Genomic DNA, 21,777 nt, shown 5'->3' with positions numbered 1-21,777 from the left:
CTTACCCCTTTTCCCAAACAGCCAAATTTTCTAAGCCAATCACATTTTCCTTGGTGCCTTGCGGTTTTCTCAAAATAAAGTAAGCTATTGCGAATAGAGCAAGTCCAGCCAAACCCGTCCACATGGTAACCGGCTGTCCATAAAGAAGGACCAAGCCAAATTGATAAATAACAAGACTGACAACATAAGCCAGAACGGTCTGAAAACCAATCGCCGCCCAAGTCCACTTCAAATCTACCATCTCACGCTTGATAGCTCCCATAGCAGCAAAACAAGGTGCACAAAGTAAGTTAAAGACAAGGAAAGAATAAGCTGCCAAGGCCGAATAATCCGCCTGCAAACTATGCCAAAGTGCTTTACTGGTTTCTTCGGCATTAGGATTGTTGTAAAGAATACCAAAAGTCGCAACAACAGTTTCCTTGGCCATTAAGCCCGTAATAGCTGCAACCGTTGCCTTCCAGTTTCCAAAACCAAGTGGCGTGAAGAGCCAGGCAAGACTACGCCCCAGGACAGCTAAAATAGATTGATCCGTTTCGACAGCCTGTAAACGAAGATTATAATTTGACAAGAACCAAATCAGAACTGTCAAACTAAAAATGATGGACCCTGCTCGCTTTGCAAAACTCAGACCTTTTCCAAAAGCATAGCGGAGCACAGCCGTCCATTTTGGGAGATGGTAACTAGGTAATTCCATGATAAAGGGACTAGTATAACCACCCAAAGCCTTGGTTTTCTTTAAGGCGATTCCTGATAGAACAATAGTCCCAAATCCGATAAAGTAGGTACTTGGCGCTACCCAAGGCACCCTTGGAAAGAAGGCACCTGCAATTAAGGCGATAATGGACAACTTGGCAGAACATGGCATAAAAGTAGCCGTCATAATGGTAATCTTGCGATCACGTTCATTTTCAATGGTCCGACTAGACATAATGCCCGGTACACCACATCCAGTTGAAATCAGCATCGGAATAAAGGATTTTCCAGACAAACCAAAACGTCTAAAAATACGGTCCATCACAAAGGCGATACGACTCATATAGCCAATGTCTTCCAAAATTCCCAAACATAGAAAAAGGATGATAATTTGCGGTAGAAATCCCAAGACACCTCCTACCCCTGCTATAATACCGTCAAGAATTAAGGATTGGAGCCAGGCTTCCACCTTAAGTGACTCCAACCAAGAAGCAACTATCTGAGGAATCCACTCTCCAAAGAGAACATCATTGACCCAATCTGTCCCCATGGTTCCAACCGTCTGAATAGATAGATAATAAACAAGATACATGATGAAGGCAAAGATTGGGAGAGCCAAGATTCGATTGGTCACCACACGGTCAATCTTATCGGAAAGATTCAACTTAAAGTCAGCTTCTTGACTTTGAGCTAGTTTACAGACTTTTTCGATAAAACCATACCGTTCATTGACCACAATAGACTCTGCATCTTCAGTGAAGATTTCCTCTGTAATTTGGACAATTTCTGTGATTTCTTTCCGTTGAAAAGCCGATAAATTCAACTCCGCCCAGACCAACTGGTCTCCTTCAAAAAGTTTAATCGCATAAAATCGACTAGACCGCCCTGGAACTGTGTCTCCCAAGACTTCGATTATTTGGGAAAGGGCTGCTTCAAACTTAGGATCATATTGCGGGAAAACAACCGTTTCTATCTGTCCTTTGGTCGTCTGGCTGGCTATTTTTACAGCTTTATCTACACCTGTGTTTTGTAGGGCACTGATAGAGACCACGGGTGTTCCTAGTTGATAAGCCAACTTTTCTTCATTAACCGCTTTTCCTTGCGATTGAAGCAGATCGGTCATGTTTAGCGCAAGCATAACAGGCACACCCGTCTCAATCAACTGAGTCGTTAAATAAAGATTCCGCTCTAGATTTGTGGCATCTACCACATTTAAAATCACATCTACTTGTGGACTTAACAAATAGTCACGCGCCACCTTCTCCTCTGGACTATAGGGAGACATGGAGTAAATCCCCGGCAAATCTTGTACCATCCAGTTACTATGTTTTCGAACGCTACCGCTTTTTCTTTCTACTGTCACTCCAGGCCAATTCCCCACACGCTGACTGGCACCTGTTAGAGCATTAAATAGGGTGGTTTTTCCTGAATTCGGATTTCCAATCAAGGCAATCTGTGTCATACTTTTTCCTCCTCAAGCGGTAGAACACTGATGAGTTGAGCCTCTGACTTCCGCAAGCTAAGCTCATAGCCCCTCAGGCTGATTTCAATCGGATCCCCTAAAGGAGCAACTTTTCTCATGTAAATCTTTGTATGCCGTGTCAAGCCCATATCCATTAGACGCCGTTTGGCTTCTTTTACAGCGTAAATCCCATCTACTATGGCAAACTGTCCAATTTTTAATTCTGACAAAGGAAGCGAAGCCACTTGATGGTCTGCCTCCACCACTTCTACCTTAGATAAAATAGAGGCATCGAAGGCAAGCCGATTGCTTTTGAGCATAACAATGGCACTATTTTTCGTTTTGGAAATGAGTTCCAAACGAGCTCCCACCTTTAAACCTAGGTTAGCTAAATGATGGACACTCTCATCTGGCAAATCAATTGATAAAATTTCATAAGGGTAAGATACTCTTGCATCAAGTAAAATCAAATTTCTTGACCTCCGACTTCAAATAGGATAAAGACATCGTTTCCATTATAGTATAACACACTTTAGAATTATCAGATAATTATCATCAAAAATATTTCGGCATAAAAAAGACCGGAATGGCTTCCAGTCTTTCTATCTAAATTATTTTACAGTTGCTGTACTTGTGATTAATTCAACAGCTTTTTTAACTGTGATATCGTGCTTCAACATATCTTCTGAAAGAAGACCACGTACTTGAGCTACTTCCATATTGTAAGTTGCAGCCAATTCTTCGATTTCAGCAGTGATTTCTTCTTCACTTGCTTCAAATCCTTCTGCTTTTGCTATAGCTTCGATAACAAGGTTAGTCTTAGTACGTTTTTCAGCGTCAGCTTCGTATTGAGCATGAAGGTCTTCTTGAGTTGTACCTGTGATTTGGAAGTACATTTCTGGTGAGATACCTTGTTGTTGCATACCACCCAAGAATTCGTTCATAGCGCGGTGTACTTCTTCATGTACCATTTCACCTGGCAATTCAACGATTTCAGCGTTCGCAACAGCCAAGTCGATAGCTGCTGATTCAACAGCGTCGTCAAAGGCGATTTCTTTCGCTGCTTCCAATTCTTTACGGTATTTAGCTTTCAATTCGTCCAAAGTTTCAACTTCTTCGTCGATATCTTTTGCCAATTCGTCATCCAAAGCTGGAACTTCTTTTACTTTTACTTCGTGGATAGTTGTTACGAAGAGAGCTGGTTTACCTGCCAAGTCAGCTGCTTGATAGTCTTCTGGGAATGAAACTTCAACGTTTACAGTTTCGCCAGCTGAGTGACCAACCAATTGGTCTTCAAAACCTGGGATAAATTGACCTGAACCAAGTTCGAGTGAGTAATTTTCACCTTTACCGCCGTCAAATTCAACACCATCGATAGAACCAACAAAGTCAATCACAACTGTGTCGCCTTTTTCAGCAGCACCTTCTTTGATTGCCAATTCAGCCAAGTTATTGCGTTCGCGTTCAACTTTAGCGTCTACTTCTTCGTCAGTTACTTCTTTAGTAGCTTCTACTGAAACTGCAAGGTTTTTGTAGTCACCCAATTTTACTTCTGGTTTTGTAACGACTTCAGCATTCACAACCCAGTCTTGACCTTTTTCCATAGAAACAACGTCAATTTTTGGTTGTGCAACAACTTCGATACCAGCTTCTTGTACAGCTGCTTCGTAAGCGTTTGGCAACAATGCGTTTACAACATCTTGGTAAAGCGCTTCTTCACCAAAACGTTTGTCAAAGATAGCACGAGTGATTTTACCTTTACGGAAACCTGGAAGGTTGATATCTTTTTTAACTTTGTTAAATACGCGATCCAATTCTGGTTTGATGGCTTCTTGAGCGATTGTGAACGTCAATACGCCATGGTTTGTTTCTTTTACTTCAAATGATACAGACATTAGGTCTAACTCCTTAAAATTTTATTGTCATTCCTATCAATTCTACCATAAAGTCTTGAAAAATCAAAGGTTTTCATCGTTTTTTACCAATCTTCAAGAAGTTGCCAGACTGCAGAAAGATTTCTCCAAAAGAATGGGCATTTTTTCACTTGATGGATACAATTTCCCTGAGATCGTTCAATATGAGACGCACATTTCACAGCGAAAGTCGACTTAAAATTTACGAATCGAATCCGTAGTATAAGTCGCACGCGCGCCACCAATCAATTTGGGACGAGAGGCTAGTGCTGTCACATGAGCCCCACCAAGTTCACGCATGACAGGAACCAGTGGCACCTGCACCCGCTTGACATGCATTCCAATAGAAGTGTCCCCTATATCCAAACCAGCATGGGCGACAATTTCTTCCACCTCAACAGGCTCCTTCATAAATTTAAAAGCTGCCACTTGACCGCTGCCACCTGCATGAAGGTTAGGAATGACATTAACAATTTCTAGATCCTTAGCCTCAGCCAGCTCCTCTTCAACAACCAAAGCACGGTTGAGGTGTTCACAACCTTGAACGGCTAGGTAAATACCTCGCTCTGTCAATTCATCTAAAATTGTTTTAACAATGACTTCACCAATCTCAGCACTGGAATTTTTACCAATTAAGCCACCTGCTACTTCACTTGATGACAAACCGAGGACAAAAATTTGTCCTTTTTTAATAGCACTTCGCTCAATAATATCTACAACAATCGTACGTGTTTGTTCTGCTAATAGCCTTAAATCCATGATGTCACCTCTTTATTCCAATTAAGCTCTGCTATTTCCACCAAAACGACCAAAGGCTAAGTTAAGGGCATAACCTGCAATCAAGCCAACCAAATTTTGCATAAACTCAGCCGACATCCCAGGAAGTGCCGCAGCCCATCCATAAAGCAAACCACGGCCAAAAGCATATCCTCCAACCATGACCACAAAGGTTCCGACAAGACCCAGGTAATGGCTTTTTCCTGTTAAACCAGCCAAGTACCCCTGGGCCCCATGGATAATCAAACTGAAAACCATCCAACTGGCATAGCCACCAATCAAGTCAATCAAAAATCCTGATGCTGCGCCAACAATCGCCCCCTGGCGTTTCCCAAGATAAAGGGCGGTAAAAACAACACCTGCATCCAATAAGGTCACAAACCCAGTCGGCGTTGGCAGGCTCAAAAATTTCCCTAAAACAACTGACAAAGCTGTCAGCACTGCCAATAAGGCAAGCTCTCTTGTTTTCGTTTGTCTCATCAGCACCTCCTAAAAGTGTTGGCTAACACCATATTGGTCAGCGTGTTGAATGGCTTGGTAAACAAAGACCTTGGCCTCTTTTACCGCATCCAAAACAGAGTATCCTTGTGCCAATTTGGCTGCAATGCTTGAGGCAAAGGTACAGCCTGCTCCCACATTGTTCTGTTCCAAAATCGGATAGGTAAAGGTCTCAAACGTCTGTCCGTCATAGAAGAGGTCAACCGCTTCATCTTTTTGCAGACGATTACCACCCTTAATCACCACATTAGCGACACCCAGCGCATGCAATTTCTCAGCTGCAACCTTCATATCGTCTAAAGTTTTAATGTCCATTTGGGCCAATAGCTGAGCTTCCACCAAGTTTGGTGTCACGATGGTAGCATAAGGGATGAATTTGAGTAATTCATCTCGCAAACGGCTGACTTCCAAATCATGGTTCTCCTTACAAACCAAAACTGGATCCAAAACGACTGGATGGTCAGCATGCGCTTTGACAAATGCAAGCGCCACATCCGCCGTTTCAACGTTAGGAAGTAAGCCCAATTTGACCGCCGCAAAATCCACATCCTTCAAACTAGCCAACTGCTGTTCCAAAACCTTGTCGTCAACAGGAATGACCTCAAAACCATTCTCAGTCACAGCTGTCAAACAAGTCACCGCTACAAATCCATGCAATTTTTCACGCGCATAAGTGGTCAAATCTGCATACAAACCACCACCAGAAAAAATGTCATTGCCCGAAATCGCTAGAATATTCTTGCTCATAGATAATCTCCTTCATATACAAACCATTCCCAGCTGCCGTTGGACCAGCCAAGTCACGATTTTTAGCTTCCAAAATCGTCTTAATCTGGCTCACTGGCATACGACCATTCCCAATTTTCAAGAGGGTCCCAACCATATTTCTGACCTGTTTATAAAGAAAGCCATTTCCTGTAAAGGTGAAAATCAAGAAATTACGGTCTTCTTCAAAACGAACATCCGCCTTGAAAATGGTACGAACCTTGTTTTCCACGCTGGTACCAGCTGCTGTAAAGCCTGTGAAATCATGAGTCCCTTCCAAGTCTTTAATAGCTGTCTTCATAGGTTCAAAATCAACTGGGTAAGGGTAATGCGTGGCATAGTTACGCATCATGGGATTCTTAGGACGACCAATATCCACCAAAAACTCGTAAGTTTTGAAATGCTTATTGTAGCGGGCGTGAAAATCGTCGGGAACTGGTTCCACGGCAACGATGTCAATATCATCTGGGCATTGGGTATCGAGTCCAAAGCGTAGCTTTTCCACATCACGCGCCTGAGGCAAATCAAAGTGAATCACCTGACCATAGGCATGAACGCCAGCATCTGTCCGCCCCGCCCCATGAATGGTTACTGGCTGACCACTGTTCAACCGCAGAAGCGTCTTTTCAATCTCTTCTTGGACCGTGCGACAATGTGGCTGACGCTGAAAGCCCGAAAAATCTGTCCCATCATAGGAAATAATTGCTTTATATCTTACCATAGTTAGATTGTAGCTTATGGAAGGGCATTTCACAAGTAAGACTATTCCTATCTGTGCTAGGTCAGATACCTGCTCGCATTTCTAGCTTAAATAGTGTATAATAACAGAAAAAATACGGAAAAAGGAGCCTGCTCCAGCAATGTCTCAAACAGCACACACCAGAGCCTATGAACAGGTTATTTCCCATCTGAAACATCACGGCGTTCGTATTACTGAAACACGTAGGGCTGTCATTCGTTATCTGATAGAACACCACTACCATCCTAGCGCTGAGATGATTTATAGTGAATTAAAACCATTCTTTCCTAACATGAGTCTGGCAACAGTCTATAACAATTTGAAAGTCTTGGTCGAACACGGATTTGTGACGGAAATCAAACGCAGCAAAGATGCAACTACCTATTACGATTTCATGGGACACGATCATCTCAATGTCATCTGTGAAAATTGTGGAAAAATTACAGATGTCGAATTGGACCTTCCCTCTATCGGACAAGAAATCGCCCTGTTATCTGGCTATAAAATCACGCGCGAAGTTACCACTGCCTACGGTCTTTGCCCCGATTGCGCTACAAAATAAAGGTTTATGAAAAAAATTAAAAAACTGCCCTTTGCAAGCACTGGATTGCTGCTCGGTATCGTCGCCCTCGGCAACCTCATGAAAAACTTCAACCCAATCCTCTCCAACCTACTTTTTGGACTGGCAGGTTTGCTTTTTTTCGCCTTGCTGATAAAAATCAACAAATGCACTGACGAACTGAACAACATCCTCAGTAAAAGTCTACCAACGTCAAGTCTGCCAACCTTCACTATGGCGCTCATGCTGACAGGTACACACCTGCCCTTCTTCTGGTATTTAGGCATCCTACTGCACCTAGGCTTTATCGTCCATTTCACACGGTTGATTTGGAAAAAAGCAGAGCTAAAAGATATTTATCCTAGCTGGTATATCATCTACGTTGGACTGGCAGCTGGCGCTATCACTGTACCACAGGTTGGAATCCCGGCCCTTGGCTGGTTTTGCTGGCTATTCGGATTGGTCAGTTACCTTATCCTCCTGCCTTCTATCCTCTATCGTCTGAAAACCATTGCTATTCCAGCTGAAAACAAACTCAATATCGCTATCCTAGCAGCACCTGCCTCACTCTTGCTCTTAGGAGCATTATCTCTCAAGATTAGCTGGACCATCGTCCCACTCCTTGTCTTATCACAGACTTTCTATTTCTGGACGATTTTTCTCTTGCGAAACGTGTGGAAAACACCCTTTGTCCTAATCTGGTCAGGTATGACCTTCCCATCTGTCTCAACAGCAACTGCTCTCCGCGGTAGCCTGCTTTATCTGGGGATTAGCAATCCACTACTTTCTAGTCTTTCTGCACTTGAAATCATCTTTGCCAGCACCATTGTGATGATTGTTGCTGCCCACTATCTGAATTTTGTATATAACAAAAAGGACTAGACAGCCCTTTTTTCATTTAGTAAGTTGCTAAGCGTTTTTCCAATCGGTCTTGACCAAAGGCGTAAGCCGTACAGATAATCCAGTAAATCAAGGCTACACAGATGTAAACTGTCATATAATCCGACTTGGCACCACCCACGATTTTTGCCTTATTGAAAATTTCTGGTACAGTAATCATAGCCGTTAACGAGGTAGATTTGACCATGTCCAAAAGAACATTGCTCAGAGGGGGGAGGGCAATCCGAAAGGCTTGCGGAATGATAACCTTGCGATAGATAACAGATGTTTTCAATCCTAAAGAGCGTGCCGCCTCCCATTGTCCCACATCTACTGCTTTCAAAGAAGAACGTATGATTTCAGAAATGTAAGCACTAGACATGGAGGTAAAAGCGATAATACTGGATGTCACCGCATCCAGCTCCAAGCCCATAAAAGGAAGGCCAAAGTAGATGAAGAAGAGCAAGACCATAAGTGGAATACCCCGCATAAGGGAAACATGAAGCGTCGCTATCCAACGAAAAGGAGGGAATTTAGACATCCGCATAAGGGCGACAAAAAAGCCACAAAAAGTTCCCAATCCAAAGCCAAGCAAAGACAAGGACAAAGTAAAGGGAAGACCTTCCAAGATTTTTGGAAGAGCTTCAAGCGCCAGCTTCGGGTCAAAAATGGCTTGCCAGTTAATCATGTATTTCTCCTTTTACAAACAAAGAAGTCGGGAGGACCCAACTTCTTTTCACGGTGTGAACCGTTTAGTTTTTGACATCTGAAGTATCAACAACTGGAATATTGTCTACATTTTCCAATTTTTCAGTCAAATCTTGACCAGCGTAATATTTTTCAGAGATAGCTTTGAGAGTGCCGTCTTTTTTCATTTCTTTGATGACGCCGTCAATTTTTTCTTTCAAACTTGTATCTTTTTTGCTCATGATGATCACGCTGCTTGAAGGATTATATTTGACATCACCCATTTTCACCTTAATATCTGGGAATTTTTTAGTAATCAATTGTACGGCAATCACTTGTGTGTAGTAGTCATTTGGAATGAAGTCCGTACGTCCAGTTGACACATCACGAAGATAAACATCATTGGTCACATTGTCGTAGATAACTGGCTCTGCACCCAATTTTTCAGCAATTTTCATGAACTGTGTACCAGCACCACCACCAGCTTTTTTGCCTTTCCAGTCTGAAAGATCAGCTTTTGTAATGTTTGATGAGCCGTCTTCACGCACAATCATACCCCCCACTGAGTACTTGTAGGCTTCTGAAACATTGTATTTCTCTTTACGCTCTTCAGTTGGATCAAAGTTATTGACAGTAATGTCTACTTTACCACTATCAAGAGAAGTGAAGGCTTCTGCGACACCGATTTCTTGGTAGTCAATCTTGATATCCAAGCGTTTCCCAATTTCATTGAGCATATCGATTTCGTAACCAACCAATTCATCCTTGTCATTATGGAAGGAAGTTGGATAGAGGGTACCAGGGGTAGCGACTGTGATAACGCCGGCTTCTTTGACGCGGTCCCATTCGCTTTGGTCAGCAGATTTTGAAGAACCATTTGAACAAGCCGCAAGAGCTAATGTAGACACAAGGGCAACTGAGGCCAACACTTTTTTGAACATATAAATCTCCTTTTTTCTGATGTTAAATCATCAACAAAAATAGGTTAACACATTGAAAGCCCTTTTAGCAAACCATTTGTCTGAAAATTTTTAGAAAGTTTCACACCTCAAAATACCAGTAGTTTCAAGTTCACTCGCTAATTGTAATAAAAGATTTTCTCTGCCTTTGGCGGCAGTAAATTGAGTTCCTAAAGGTAAACCTTCTACCGTTTCATAGGTTGGTAAGCTAATAGCTGGTTGTCCTGTTAGATTTGCTTGCTGAGTAAAGGGCGTCCAAGACAGACTCTCTGCAAACATTTCCCAGATCAGTTCCTGCTGCTTTTCCATATCAAACTCGTCCATGTGCAGCAGTTTCTCCTGCAATTCTTTGCCTAAGGCAAATTGACCATGCTTGGGTGCAGATCCATTGACTGTCGGTGTGAGTAGCAAGTCAAATTCTTGATGAAAATCCCACATTTTAGCACTGTAGCGGTCCCAATCCTGCAAAACCTTTGAGTAAAGTTTAGCAGGAATTTTTTGGCCACTGCGAAAAATAGCCCATGTCATGACTTCCATGTCATCTGGCGTCATTGCTCGACCAAAACCAGCTTCAATCTCGTCGAACATTTGTGCTGTCTCAACGCTGTTCATGATGTAGTAGGACTGCATAGCCTCCACACCATTGATGGGCTGGCCGGACATTTCTATAACCTCATGCCCCATTTTTTCTAAGATTGGAAGCAAGGATAAAACAGCCTGTTTGGCGTCTTCTGAAACGTGTGAACCAATGGGAGATTCTACAGAAAAAGCAATCTTCAGAGACGATTTATGCTTTTCATTCTGCAAAAGTGGCAGTGGAAACGGACTTTCCAACTGACAGACCTGCATACCGTAGAGAAGATTTTTTGTGTCTCGGACTGACTTGGTTAGGGCAAATTGACTCGAAGCACCTTGCCAACCTCTGTAAGAAGAGGGACCAACTGGAATCCGACCACGACTAGGCTTGAGCCCAATCAGTCCATTGAAACTAGCCGGAATACGGATAGAGCCACCGCCATCAGAAGCAGCAGCTAGCGGCACCATGCCAGAAGCAACCGCAGCGGCCGCACCGCCACTAGAACCACCTGCATTTTGACCTAGATCAAACGGATTATGAACCACCCCATGCAAGCTACTATCTGATATATTTTTAAAACCAAACTCAGGTATATTAGTCCGACCAAGCACAATAAAACCTAATTCTTCTAATTTTTTAACATAATTATCTGTCCCTTGAGCACGGAAATGGACAAACAAACGAGAACCAGATGTTGATAAGTGACCTGCTTGGTTTTGACCTAAATCCTTGAGAAGAATCGGCACACCAGCAAATAATTTTCCTGTAAAATCAGCAGACTGCGCCCGCTGTAAAGCTTCTTCGTATTGCTTATAGACCACTGCATTGAGATTAGGATTGTGTTTCTCAATTTTTTTAATAGCCTCCTCTACCAATTCTGTCGGAGTGACCTTTTTCTCTCTAACCGCTTGCGCCATAGACGTCGCATCCATCCACATACCGCACCCTCACTTTCTTTGCACCTAGACTATCACAGACACAAAAAATCAGCAAGTCGTGCAACTTACTGATTTTTGATTTTATAAATCTTCGAAAGCATCCTTCACTTTGTCAAAAAAGCCTTTTTTCTGCGGGTTAATGGAAATATTGCCTGCTGCCGCAAAGTCTCGAAGAGCTTCTTTTTGCTTATCGTTTAAGTTGGTTGGGGTCACCACATTAACAGTGACATATTGGTCTCCAATACCATTTCCACGGAGACTTGGCGCCCCCTTACCTTTGAGACGGAAAGTTTTACCAGTCTGCGTCCCTTCTGGAATAACCAAGTCCACATCGCCATGAACAGTTGGGACATGGACTGTATCACCAAGCGCTGCTTGAACAAAATTGAGGTTGAGACTGTAATAAATACTTGTCCCTTGACGTTCAAATTTGTCAGAAGCCTGCACCTGAATAACGACATGAAGATCTCCGTACGGACCACCGTTGAAACCAGCCTCACCTTGACCTGCTAAGCGGATTTTTTGACCTGTTTCCACACCAGGAGGAACCTTAACAGGGACTTTGTGTGCTTGTTTTTCATGACCTGTTCCGTGACAAGTTTGACATGGATCCTTGATTTCTTTTCCACGACCGTGACAGACATCACAAGTCATTTGACGACGCATGGTACCCAGTGGCGTATGGGTATCCACGTTGATTGTCCCCGTACCGTGGCAACGACCACATGTTACAGGGCTAGTACCTGGTTTTGCACCCGAACCCGTACAAGTATGACAGGTTGCTTCACGGTAGTATTTGACTTCTTTTTCTGTCCCAAAAATCGCTTCTTCAAAGGTAATTTCCAAGCCATAAGTTAAGTTATCACCTTGACGCGGAGCGTTCGGATTACGGCTAGCGCCTCCACCACCAAAGAAGCTAGAGAAGATATCTTCAAAGCCACCAAAACCAGCTCCGTCAAAGCCACCAAATCCTCCTGCGCCTCCACCGAAGCCACCATTAGCTCCTGTAGGGCCATACTGGTCATAGGCTGCACGTTTTTGGGCATCACTCAGTGTCTCGTAAGCCTCTTGGACGTCCTTATATTTTTGCTCAGCACCTTCCTCTTTATTGATGTCTGGATGGTATTTCTTAGACATCTTACGGTAAGCCCGTTTAATTTCATCCTGGGAAGCATCTTTTAACACCCCAAGACGATCATAATATTCTGTATTGTTCATATAAGATACCAAGCCCGTAAAAGGCAAAGTGAAAATAGGGAATCAACAGAAAATCCTAATTTTCTAGGTGATCCATCTTTTTCACACGGCCTTTAGGGCGGGTTCAATTCCTTTCAAATTTCTATGTCTGGAGATACACTTGTTGATAAGTGCCTTGAGTGATGGGGCGCAAGCGACCACCGTTGGACGAATGTGAAAAACACTGCGTTTCCTATTCCCAACCTCTTACAATCCCCCAGACTGTAAGAGCATTGCTAAACAGCAAGCCTAGAGGCTTGCTATTTCCCCTGACCAATGATTCTCATTGGTCTTTTCACCACGGCGAAAACCATTCGTGTTGGCAACGTTGGCAACCTTTGGTCGCATCTGTCTTTTATTGACAAAACAGGCGGAGCGAGGCGCCCCGCCTATTTAAATTTTGATTTCCTCTTACCAGTTACGACACGAGGAAGCAAAATCAATACTATTTTGCTGACGAATTAGTAAGGCACTTAGCTTCTCACAAAATAGTAAGAAGCGTTACTCAATGAGTCACTTTAGTGACCATTGAGTTTAGTGTCTTATTTTTCTGTAAACTCGCCGTCAATGATGTCATCGTCTGCTGAGTTTGCATTTGCAGCGCCTTCTGCACTTGCTTGGGCTTGTTGTGCGGCGGCAGCTTGTTCGTAGAGTTTAACTGCCAAAGCTTGTGCTTTTTCGTTGAGGTTTTCAAGTTTTGCTTTCATATCGTCCAAGTTACCAGCTTCTTGGGCTGCTTTCAACTCGTCAAGAGCTGCTTGAGCTTGGTCGCGTTCTGCGTCGAAGCCTTTACCTTCAGTTTCTTTGAGAGTTTTCTCAGTCGCAAAGATTGCTTGGTCCACATCGTTACGAAGGTCCACTTCTTCCTTACGTTTCTTATCTGCTTCCGCGTTTGCTTCTGCATCTTTCATCATGCGGTCGATTTCTTCATCTGTCAAACCTGAGTTAGACTGGATAACGATTGTTTGTTCTTTTTGCGTACCAAGATCTTTGGCTTTTACAGAAACGATACCGTTCTTGTCGATGTCGAATGTTACTTCGATTTGTGGAATACCACGAGGTGCTGCAGGGATGTCAGTCAATTGGAAGCGACCAAGAGTCTTGTTGTCCGCTGCCATTGGACGCTCACCTTGAAGCACGTGGATGTCAACAGCTGGCTGATTGTCTGCAGCAGTTGAGAAAACTTGTGATTTAGAAGTTGGGATAGTCGTGTTGCGGTCGATGAGTTTTGTGAATACACCACCCATTGTTTCGATACCAAGTGACAATGGGGTTACATCAAGAAGGACAACGTCTTTAACATCACCAGTGATGACACCACCTTGGATTGCTGCACCCATGGCAACCACTTCGTCAGGGTTAACAGATTTGTTTGGCTCTTTACCAGTTTCAGCTTTTACAGCTTCCACAACGGCTGGGATACGAGTTGAACCGCCGACAAGGATAACTTCATCGATTTCTGACAAGCTGAGTCCTGCATCTGAAAGGGCTTGACGAACAGGAACTTTTGTACGTTCTACAAGGTCGTAAGTCAATTCGTCGAATTTGGCACGTGTCAATGTCATTTCCAAGTGAAGCGGACCTGCTGCACCAGCAGTGATGAACGGCAAGCTGATTTGAGTTGAAGTCACACCTGAAAGGTCTTTCTTCGCTTTTTCAGCCGCATCCTTCAAACGTTGAAGGGCCATCTTGTCAGCTGACAAGTCGATTCCGTTTTCTTTCTTGAATTCAGCTACCATGTGGTCGATGATCTTTTGGTCAAAGTCGTCACCACCGAGCTTGTTGTCACCTGCTGTTGCAAGTACGTCAAAGACACCGTCACCGAGCTCAAGGATAGATACGTCGAAAGTACCGCCACCAAGGTCGAACACCAAGATTTTCTCATCTTTGTCAGTCTTGTCCAAACCATAAGCAAGAGCTGCTGCAGTTGGTTCGTTGACGATACGTTCTACTTCAAGACCAGCGATTTTACCAGCGTCCTTGGTTGCTTGACGTTGGGCATCGTTAAAATATGCAGGAACAGTGATAACAGCTTTAGTTACTTTTTCACCAAGGTACTCTTCAGCGTAGCCTTTCAAATATTGAAGAATCATAGCTGAGATTTCTTGCGGTGTGTATTCTTTACCGTTTGCTGAAACTTTTTCAGAAGTTCCCATTTTTGATTTGATAGAGATGATGGTATCTGGGTTGGTTACTGCTTGGCGTTTTGCCGCATCACCAACGATGATTTCACCATTTTTGAAAGACACAACAGACGGAGTTGTACGGTTTCCTTCTGGGTTTGCAATGATTTTTGATTCAGTTCCTTCAAGAACTGCAACTGCTGAGTTTGTTGTACCTAAGTCAATACCGATAATTTTAGACATGTTTTTTACCTCTATTTTAATTTCTTTTTTCCACATTGCTTTAAGTGGTGGCGTCGCTCTTAACTTCGCTTCGTCAATCTCTAGGCAAGGCTTGTTGTTATCTTTTAGATACCAACGCCTTCCCAAGAGCTTTATCTAGCGAATTTTTAGAGCTAACTTTTGAGCCAAAGTCTCAAAAGTTCCGCAAATTCACCACGGCAGCAATCTGGGGGTTGCATAAGCTTTTCTATTTTATGAAAGCTTACGCTCTTTATCTTTTTTGTGTTACAACATGTAACGGGGTTTTCACCACAGTAGAAAATATTGGTTAGGACTCATTTCATTCGTCCGTAGGGCACCAAAGGTACCTTATCTATTTTTATTACTATTTTCAATTAGTTTTCTGTCATTACGGACAGATTAATTTTTTATACTTTTTCAGAAAAGCATAAAATCAGTTATACACCACCACCATAGCTGGTCTGAGGACGCGTTCGTGGAGTTTGTAGCCCTTTTGGAAGACTTGTGCGATGGTATCTGCTGGGTGGTCGTCATCCGCAGGTACTGTCTGAATCGCCATGTGGAAGTTATGGTCGAAGTTACCTTCTGTTGAGACTTCTTCGATTCCCTCCTCTTTTAGGGCTTGAATCAAGCTTTCCTGTACCATTTCTAAGCCTTTTTTGACATCGTCTGTCAAGGCTTCAACTGCAAGAGCACGCTCTAAGTTGTCCAAACTTGGCAAGATTTTTTTGGCCAAATCTTGTGAACGGTAGCGCTGCAATTGCTGACGTTCTTCATTTGCGCGGCGTTGGATATTTTGCATTTCTGCATGAGCTCGGAGGTATTTATTTTCAAAATCCTCTGCTTTTTCCAAAGCTACTTCCAATTCTGATTTTTCAGGAGTTTCTTCAGTTGTTTCGACAACTTCTTCAGCTGCTTCCACTTCCTCAGTCACTTCTTCTTTTTTAATATCTTCTGACACAAGGGCCTCCTTTAATGTACTTCATAATGATTGCTATTGAGATAACGATAATAGTCTCCCAACTTCAGAAAGAGTACGCGACTGATGATGTTGATGAGACTCATCTGTCTACGGTAATCCATATCAACTGGACCAATCAAACTCAACTGAGCCATCCCTCTATAAGGGATTGGAAATTGGTGCTGGATAACTGTCAAGTCCTGCAAGGCTGCTTCCGCATGGTCGCCAACCCAAATCTTTGTCGGTTCATCTTCTGTCAGACCATTTCGCAAACTGAGCGCCACCGCTTGTTCATTATCCAAAAATTGATAAGTCGCAAGCCCGCCATAATTAAGCGAAGCAACCTTTCCTGCGATGAAGACGGTTTCCTCAAAGAGATTTGCAAAGATATAATCCATAAGATCCAGCACATTGTCTGTCGTTGTGAAATATTTCTGCACCACTTGAGGAATTTCTGTCCGCAGACGATAATGGATATCCAGAACCGTTTGCCCGCAAAATCGTTCATCAACCAGTTGCTTGAAAATCAACAAATCACGGCTAAGAAAATTTTTAGGAATGGCAAACTGAGCTGTCACCGGCTTCGATCCATCCAGAGTCAAAACTGCCAAAGCATCGTGGCTACTAAGCTGTACGATATCAAAAGAAGTCAGACGCTGGTGTCTGGGCTCCACATCCAGTAAGACAGAGGTAAAACCTGTCAAGTCAGCCAAAAGCTGGCTAGCCCGTTCCAAGATATCCTCCAAGCGAAAGGCTTCAAAATCAAAAGCCTTCATCACTTGATAGATATCCTCTTCATCAATCAATTCACGATTGAGAGAATGGGTGACAAAGTATTGAAAACCTGCACGACTGGGGAGACGTCCCGATGACGTATGAGCCTTTTCTAACAAGCCCAACTTCTCTAACTTGGCCATATCATTTCGAATGGTCGCGCTAGATGAAGCAATCACTTCCTGCAGGGTCTTGGACCCAACTGGATCATGGTAGCGTGTGAACAAGTCCACAATCAAATTCAAAATATCATTTTGACGCTGGGTTAGCACACCACCACTTCCTTTCCAGATTTAGCAATCATTAGCACTCTCTGTTACCGAGTGCTAAGTCTATGATTTCATTATACTCCTAAAAAATGCATTGTCAAGACAAAAAGCCAAAAAATTAGCACTCTTGGCACAAGAGTGCTAAAAATCAGTCCGAGGACCTAGTTTTTATAATTTCTTAAGAGACGGAAATAGCCTACCAGTATATAAACCAAGACCATCAGCGTGAAAATAACAATTACCATAATCGGCCATTTTAGACCTAGATGAGCCAAATTACCATTCAGCATCAAATTATTAAAATTTAAGAAAAGAAGAATGACTTGCAAGCCAAGAATAGACGCTGCCACACGCTCGACCATATCTAATTTAGACTCAGTATCGCTAAAAAGCTCTTGTTCTTCACCTTCTTCAAAATCAGCTACCGACTTACGAAAATAAGAAAAGCCATTGATATCTTGCAGATATTTCCAACCATAGTCCGCAAACAGTTACACATAGGTCTCTTTTGCCGGCTGTTCTCGACGATAATCCAACTTGTAAACCACATCCTCTGGCTCTACTTTTTTCAAAGTAATAGTTCCACAGCTTTACTTCCGTCAACTTCCAACCTGCCTCGTGCATGAGACGAAGATAATCCTCTTCCCGATCATAGTCCACAAATGTAAAGATTTTGATTTCTTTCTTAGTTTCCATCATTTTCTCCCCTGCTATTTTTGTACAAGCGTTCAATCCGCGCCAACTCGAAATTCAAGAACTCTCTACCCAAGTCTGTTATCCGGTAAATTTTTCGCTTATTTTCTTCACGGACAAAGCGAATCAATCCATCTTTTTCCATTTTAGACAGGGTTCCGTACATGGTCCCTGGGCTAATCACTACTTGTCCTGACGTCAGTTGCTTGGTCTTCTGAGTGATATCATAGCCATGATTTTCCTCCTGCAAGGCAAACAAAATATAGAAAGCCGTTTCTGTCATAGGAACATAGACTCGTTTTAATTTTTCATTCATTGCAACTCCTTACTATATCACCTCGATGTATCGAACCTCTATATACAACATATCTCACTACGATACATTTGTCAAGATTTTTAAAAAAGAAAAGAATGCTTTCGCATTCCCCTAACTTATTTATCCGCTGCAATGATTTCTGCACCACGGTGACGATAAGACATATCCCCAACTGCTTCAATGTGAAGTTTTCCATCTTTATAGTTGAGCACTGTGATAGAGCCATTGTCCAAAGAAAGATTAGTTGGACGTTCTGGTTCTAAAAGATCTACCAAGGTCGCAATGGTCATACCGTGGCTGACCACCAAGGCATTTCCTCCACCCTGTTTTTCCAAATTTTCCGCAATGGAGGTAAATCCGTCCAAGATACGACCACTTAGCTGGCCCCAAGTTTCCGCCCAGTTAGCCGTGTCCGCTTCATAGACACCATTACAGATTTGCTCAAAGTCCATCTTGTTCGCTTCAACGATGCCATTGATCCGTGGCAAGACACCACTGAAAAGTTCGACATCATACATGCCTTCAAAGCTGCCAAAACACCACTCACGAATGCGTTTGTCTTGATAATAAGGAATCTGTCCCAAAATGCCTAGCTCACGCTGGGCAATCGTGATGGTCTGAACCGTCCGTCCCAAGTCACTGGACACCGCCAGCTTAAATTTCAAACCAGCATCTTTCAAGCCCAAGCCCAATTCACGAATACCTTCTTCACCTACCTTGGTCAAAGGAGTATCTGCCCAACCTTGAATACGACCAATCGTATTAAACATAGTCTTCCCATGACGGGAAATGTACAATTTTGTCTCTGTCATAATGTTCCTCCGATATATCCTTATACCATTATAGCACGAAAAACCATTTCAATTGACAAAAAATCGCCTCTTATCGAGACGATTGACCTTAGATAACAGATTTGAAGTTTGATTCCAATTGTTTTTGTGATTGGTTGACTTCATAGGCAAATTGGATATTGCCTTCTTTATCCAAAATATACATAGTTGGGATGTATTCGACGCTAACAGAATCTGCTGCAACTAGATGATTGTCATAATAATAAGCAAAATCATAACCTTTGTCCGAAAAATATTTCTGACCAGCTCCCAATTTTTCACGGCTACCATCTACCACATTGACCATAACAAAATTGACATCATCCTTGTATTTCTTATACATCTTATCAATGATTGGCAATTGTGCTTGGCAATCTGGACACCAACTTGCCCAAAACATGACAAAAGTTGGTTTATCAGATGATTGCAAACTTGAAAAATCTACTTTTTTATCCTCTTTATCCGCAAAAGACATGGTCTTGATATTCGTACGAATCTCATCTGTCACTTCTTTTTGGACACCGTCATTCTTGTTTGAAGAAGAGGTTGTCGTGCTTGTTGTAGACAGACCAGAATCTTTCACCAAAAAGTAAACACCCCCAACAAGGGCAAGTCCTGCCAATAGGGTCAAAATCCAATACTTGATTTTCATAATTTCCTCCATTCTGAGAAACTATTATAGCATACTCAGACAAAGACGTCTTTATATTGGTTTGTTTATTTACTATTTTGTTGAAGGAGTTCCAAATATTCTTCTAAACTCAAATTGTGTTCTGTCATGTATTTAGCCGACGTCACTCCTACATAACGATAATGCCAATCTTCGTAGCCAATACCTGTCGAACTGGTTTTCTCCCCTTGAAAACGAAGAACAAAACCATATTCCGAGGCTATTGCTTGCACTTTAGCAACCACCGCTGGATCACTTTCATTAAGCGTATCAACCGTACTCATGTCAATGGCTAGGCCCGTCATATGCTCACTGGCTCCAGCTGGTTGCGAATAGGTCTGCACCTTGGCTTCAGCCGCTACTTGACTGAGGCTAGGGTCAGCTGCCATTTCTTGCTGGATATAAGAAGCGTAAATTTCTTCTTGATAGGCAAAGCTACGGTAGCCTGAAATAAGGTGTTCATTTGGGTCAATCGCTTGCGCTGCTGCTAAAAAACTCTGAACATTTTCAGCAATCCGACTATCTACGGATATACCTGCTACTTCTGTCAACTGAGGATTCATTTCAGCATGAATATGATCTCGATTCACTAAAATCAATTCCCAATCTGTAGAAGATACATTTGGTACATTCCGTTTTTTCTCCGCTGAGGACGAACGACTTGTTTTTATCGTAGTCGTTATCTGTCGACTGGACCTTTTATCTGTCACGACAACAAGCATGGCCGACACCGTTAAAAGCAAAAGTACCGCGAGACAAAAAACTTGATAAAACTTATTTTTCATCCTATCCCCCAAAATTCATTTTCTTCTATTATATCAAAATCCACCCAGCACAGCAGAAAAAGACCGGCAAAGCCAGTCTCCTAACATCTAATTTTTAAAGCTATGAATCGGTGCTGGGATTTGACCACCGCGAGCAATGAAGTCAGCCGAGGAATTCTTGTTAACAGACATGACTGGAGCTGTGCCAAGCAAGCCACCGAACTCAATCATATCTCCCTCTTTCCCCTTAGGAATAATCCGAACCGCAGTCGTCTTTTGATTGATAACTCCGATAGCTGCCTCATCCGCAATCATTGCAGCAATGGTCTCATACGGCGTATCTGCTGGAATAGCAATCATATCCAGACCAACTGAACAAATCGCCGTCATGGCTTCTAGTTTTTCGAGATTAAGCGAACCACTTTGCACCGCTGCAATCATCCCCTCATCCTCAGACACAGGAATGAAGGCTCCAGACAAACCACCAACCTGATTGCAGGCCATGACACCACCTTTTTTCACAGCATCGTTCAACAAGGCTAGCGCTGCTGTCGTACCATGGGTACCGACCATTTCAAGGCCCATCTCTTCTAGCACACGGGCAACAGAGTCTCCAACAGCAGGCGTCGGAGCCAAAGATAAGTCTACAATACCGAATTTAATCCCTAAACGCTCTGAAGCCATTTGACCAACCAACTGACCAATACGAGTAATCTTGAAGGCTGTTTTCTTAACTGTCTCAGCTACTACATCAAAACTTTCACCACGTACTTTTTCTAGAGCACGCTTGACCACACCAGGACCAGAAACGCCGACATTGATCACCACATCCGCTTCACCAACACCATGGAAGGCTCCCGCCATAAAAGGATTATCCTCAACGGCATTAGCAAAGACCACTAATTTAGCAGCCCCCATATCCGATACTTCCGCAGTTTCCTTGATAATTCGTCCCATATCACGAACTGCGGTCATGTTAATGCCTGACTTGGTTGAACCGATATTCACTGATGAGCACACCTTAGCTGTTTGAGCTAAAGCCTGAGGAATAGAGTTAATGAGGATTTCATCACCCTTTTGGTAGCCCTTTTGAACCAAAGCAGAAAAGCCACCAATAAAGTCCACACCAATTTCGTGCGCAGCCTTATCCAGAGCCTTCGCCAAGGGCACATAATCAGTCGCATCCGTTGCTGCACCAATCAAGGCAATCGGCGTCACAGACACACGCTTATTAACAATTGGAATACCTAACTCAGCCGCAATCTCATCTCCAATCGCTACCAAATTCTTAGCCTTAGAAACTACTTTCTCATAAACCTTTTCAGCAGCACGATCAATATCCGGATCGATACAGTCCAGAAGCGAAATCCCCATGGTAATCGTACGAATATCGAAATTTTGCTCCTCAATCATCGCGATCGTTTCAGTAACTTGTCTAATATCCATACCGAC

Annotated in this window: 22 protein-coding genes and 2 pseudogenes; 2 read left to right on the top strand and 22 right to left on the bottom strand. The window is 42.9% G+C overall.

Annotated features, from left to right (window positions below; all coding sequences use genetic code 11):
* Nucleotide 1 precedes the first annotated feature (1 nt).
* From feoB to truA, 7 genes are all read right to left on the bottom strand, one after another.
* The gene (feoB, locus tag ACHUFA_RS00430) at nucleotides 2–2,155 is read right to left on the bottom strand and encodes a ferrous iron transport protein B (protein WP_394404602.1); all 2,154 of its coding nucleotides are present in this window, start codon (nucleotides 2,153–2,155) and stop codon (nucleotides 2–4) included.
* On the bottom strand, nucleotides 2,152–2,625 hold the full coding sequence (locus tag ACHUFA_RS00425; RefSeq protein ID WP_222347136.1) for a ferrous iron transport protein A: 474 nt from the start codon (nucleotides 2,623–2,625) through the stop codon (nucleotides 2,152–2,154). Before ACHUFA_RS00425 ends, feoB begins: the two co-directional genes overlap by 4 nt.
* A gap of 141 nt (nucleotides 2,626–2,766) precedes the next feature.
* Nucleotides 2,767–4,050: a trigger factor gene (gene tig / locus ACHUFA_RS00420; protein WP_394404601.1), complete on the bottom strand. Its 1,284-nt coding sequence runs from the start codon at nucleotides 4,048–4,050 to the stop codon at nucleotides 2,767–2,769.
* 213 nt (nucleotides 4,051–4,263) lie between these two features.
* Nucleotides 4,264–4,827 (bottom strand): TIGR01440 family protein, encoded by a 564-nt coding sequence (locus tag ACHUFA_RS00415; RefSeq protein ID WP_394404600.1) that lies wholly within the window; start codon nucleotides 4,825–4,827, stop codon nucleotides 4,264–4,266.
* Between the two features lie 21 nt (nucleotides 4,828–4,848).
* Nucleotides 4,849–5,325 (bottom strand): ECF transporter S component, encoded by a 477-nt coding sequence (locus tag ACHUFA_RS00410; RefSeq protein WP_222347139.1) that lies wholly within the window; start codon nucleotides 5,323–5,325, stop codon nucleotides 4,849–4,851.
* Between the two features lie 9 nt (nucleotides 5,326–5,334).
* The gene (locus tag ACHUFA_RS00405; protein WP_222347140.1) at nucleotides 5,335–6,090 is read right to left on the bottom strand and encodes a bifunctional hydroxymethylpyrimidine kinase/phosphomethylpyrimidine kinase; all 756 of its coding nucleotides are present in this window, start codon (nucleotides 6,088–6,090) and stop codon (nucleotides 5,335–5,337) included.
* Nucleotides 6,056–6,829 (bottom strand): tRNA pseudouridine(38-40) synthase TruA, encoded by a 774-nt coding sequence (truA, locus tag ACHUFA_RS00400; protein ID WP_222347141.1) that lies wholly within the window; start codon nucleotides 6,827–6,829, stop codon nucleotides 6,056–6,058. Before truA ends, ACHUFA_RS00405 begins: the two co-directional genes overlap by 35 nt.
* Before the next feature lie 139 nt (nucleotides 6,830–6,968).
* On the opposite strand from truA, the gene ACHUFA_RS00395 reads away from it, so the two are divergent.
* Together ACHUFA_RS00395 and ACHUFA_RS00390 are read left to right on the top strand one after the other, a co-directional pair.
* Nucleotides 6,969–7,409 (top strand): Fur family transcriptional regulator, encoded by a 441-nt coding sequence (locus tag ACHUFA_RS00395; RefSeq protein WP_222347142.1) that lies wholly within the window; start codon nucleotides 6,969–6,971, stop codon nucleotides 7,407–7,409.
* A gap of 6 nt (nucleotides 7,410–7,415) precedes the next feature.
* Nucleotides 7,416–8,288, top strand: coding sequence for an SLAC1 family transporter (locus tag ACHUFA_RS00390; protein ID WP_394404599.1), 873 nt, complete (start codon nucleotides 7,416–7,418; stop codon nucleotides 8,286–8,288).
* A gap of 16 nt (nucleotides 8,289–8,304) precedes the next feature.
* On the opposite strand, the gene ACHUFA_RS00385 is transcribed toward ACHUFA_RS00390, so the two are convergent.
* The 15 genes and pseudogenes from ACHUFA_RS00385 to ACHUFA_RS00315 all read right to left on the bottom strand — a co-directional run bounded on the left by ACHUFA_RS00385 (nucleotide 8,305) and on the right by ACHUFA_RS00315 (nucleotide 21,771).
* Entirely contained in the window at nucleotides 8,305–8,973 is a 669-nt protein-coding gene (locus tag ACHUFA_RS00385) for an amino acid ABC transporter permease (protein ID WP_394404598.1), read from the bottom strand.
* A gap of 64 nt (nucleotides 8,974–9,037) precedes the next feature.
* Nucleotides 9,038–9,913 (bottom strand): transporter substrate-binding domain-containing protein, encoded by an 876-nt coding sequence (locus ACHUFA_RS00380; protein ID WP_222347145.1) that lies wholly within the window; start codon nucleotides 9,911–9,913, stop codon nucleotides 9,038–9,040.
* A gap of 90 nt (nucleotides 9,914–10,003) precedes the next feature.
* Nucleotides 10,004–11,446: an amidase gene (locus tag ACHUFA_RS00375; protein ID WP_394404597.1), complete on the bottom strand. Its 1,443-nt coding sequence runs from the start codon at nucleotides 11,444–11,446 to the stop codon at nucleotides 10,004–10,006.
* A gap of 81 nt (nucleotides 11,447–11,527) precedes the next feature.
* Nucleotides 11,528–12,664 (bottom strand): molecular chaperone DnaJ, encoded by a 1,137-nt coding sequence (dnaJ, locus tag ACHUFA_RS00370; protein ID WP_394404596.1) that lies wholly within the window; start codon nucleotides 12,662–12,664, stop codon nucleotides 11,528–11,530.
* A 560-nt stretch (nucleotides 12,665–13,224) separates the two neighbouring features.
* Complete coding sequence (dnaK, locus tag ACHUFA_RS00365; RefSeq protein ID WP_222347148.1) at nucleotides 13,225–15,048, bottom strand: molecular chaperone DnaK; 1,824 nt, start codon at nucleotides 15,046–15,048, stop codon at nucleotides 13,225–13,227.
* Between the two features lie 433 nt (nucleotides 15,049–15,481).
* Complete coding sequence (grpE, locus tag ACHUFA_RS00360) at nucleotides 15,482–16,009, bottom strand: nucleotide exchange factor GrpE (protein ID WP_222347149.1); 528 nt, start codon at nucleotides 16,007–16,009, stop codon at nucleotides 15,482–15,484.
* Nucleotides 16,010–16,020: 11 nt separating this feature from the next.
* Complete coding sequence (gene hrcA / locus ACHUFA_RS00355; protein WP_222347150.1) at nucleotides 16,021–17,055, bottom strand: heat-inducible transcriptional repressor HrcA; 1,035 nt, start codon at nucleotides 17,053–17,055, stop codon at nucleotides 16,021–16,023.
* 158 nt (nucleotides 17,056–17,213) lie between these two features.
* Nucleotides 17,214–17,414 carry a hypothetical protein gene (locus ACHUFA_RS00350; RefSeq protein ID WP_222383457.1) on the bottom strand — a complete coding sequence of 67 codons (201 nt, stop codon included), beginning with the start codon at nucleotides 17,412–17,414 and terminating at the stop codon, nucleotides 17,214–17,216.
* Between the two features lie 30 nt (nucleotides 17,415–17,444).
* Nucleotides 17,445–17,507: pseudogene (locus ACHUFA_RS00345) on the bottom strand (hypothetical protein); the annotation flags it as partial.
* On the bottom strand, nucleotides 17,482–17,748 hold the full coding sequence (locus ACHUFA_RS00340) for a DUF2812 domain-containing protein (protein WP_222347151.1): 267 nt from the start codon (nucleotides 17,746–17,748) through the stop codon (nucleotides 17,482–17,484). The pseudogene ACHUFA_RS00345 and the gene ACHUFA_RS00340, both read right to left, overlap by 26 nt.
* Complete coding sequence (locus ACHUFA_RS00335) at nucleotides 17,738–18,061, bottom strand: PadR family transcriptional regulator (protein ID WP_222347152.1); 324 nt, start codon at nucleotides 18,059–18,061, stop codon at nucleotides 17,738–17,740. Before ACHUFA_RS00335 ends, ACHUFA_RS00340 begins: the two co-directional genes overlap by 11 nt.
* Before the next feature lie 116 nt (nucleotides 18,062–18,177).
* The gene (locus ACHUFA_RS00330) at nucleotides 18,178–18,873 is read right to left on the bottom strand and encodes a histidine phosphatase family protein (protein ID WP_222347153.1); all 696 of its coding nucleotides are present in this window, start codon (nucleotides 18,871–18,873) and stop codon (nucleotides 18,178–18,180) included.
* A gap of 88 nt (nucleotides 18,874–18,961) precedes the next feature.
* On the bottom strand, nucleotides 18,962–19,543 hold the full coding sequence (locus ACHUFA_RS00325) for a TlpA family protein disulfide reductase (protein WP_394404595.1): 582 nt from the start codon (nucleotides 19,541–19,543) through the stop codon (nucleotides 18,962–18,964).
* A 65-nt stretch (nucleotides 19,544–19,608) separates the two neighbouring features.
* Nucleotides 19,609–20,190 (bottom strand): annotated as a pseudogene (locus ACHUFA_RS00320) (M15 family metallopeptidase); the annotation flags it as partial.
* Between the two features lie 243 nt (nucleotides 20,191–20,433).
* Complete coding sequence (locus ACHUFA_RS00315) at nucleotides 20,434–21,771, bottom strand: PFL family protein (RefSeq protein WP_394404594.1); 1,338 nt, start codon at nucleotides 21,769–21,771, stop codon at nucleotides 20,434–20,436.
* Between the last annotated feature and the right edge of the window lie 6 nt (nucleotides 21,772–21,777).

This window comes from Streptococcus hepaticus (genome assembly GCF_043656315.1).
Lineage (GTDB): Bacteria > Bacillota > Bacilli > Lactobacillales > Streptococcaceae > Streptococcus > Streptococcus hepaticus.
This window is presented reverse-complemented; position numbering and strand designations above follow the sequence as displayed.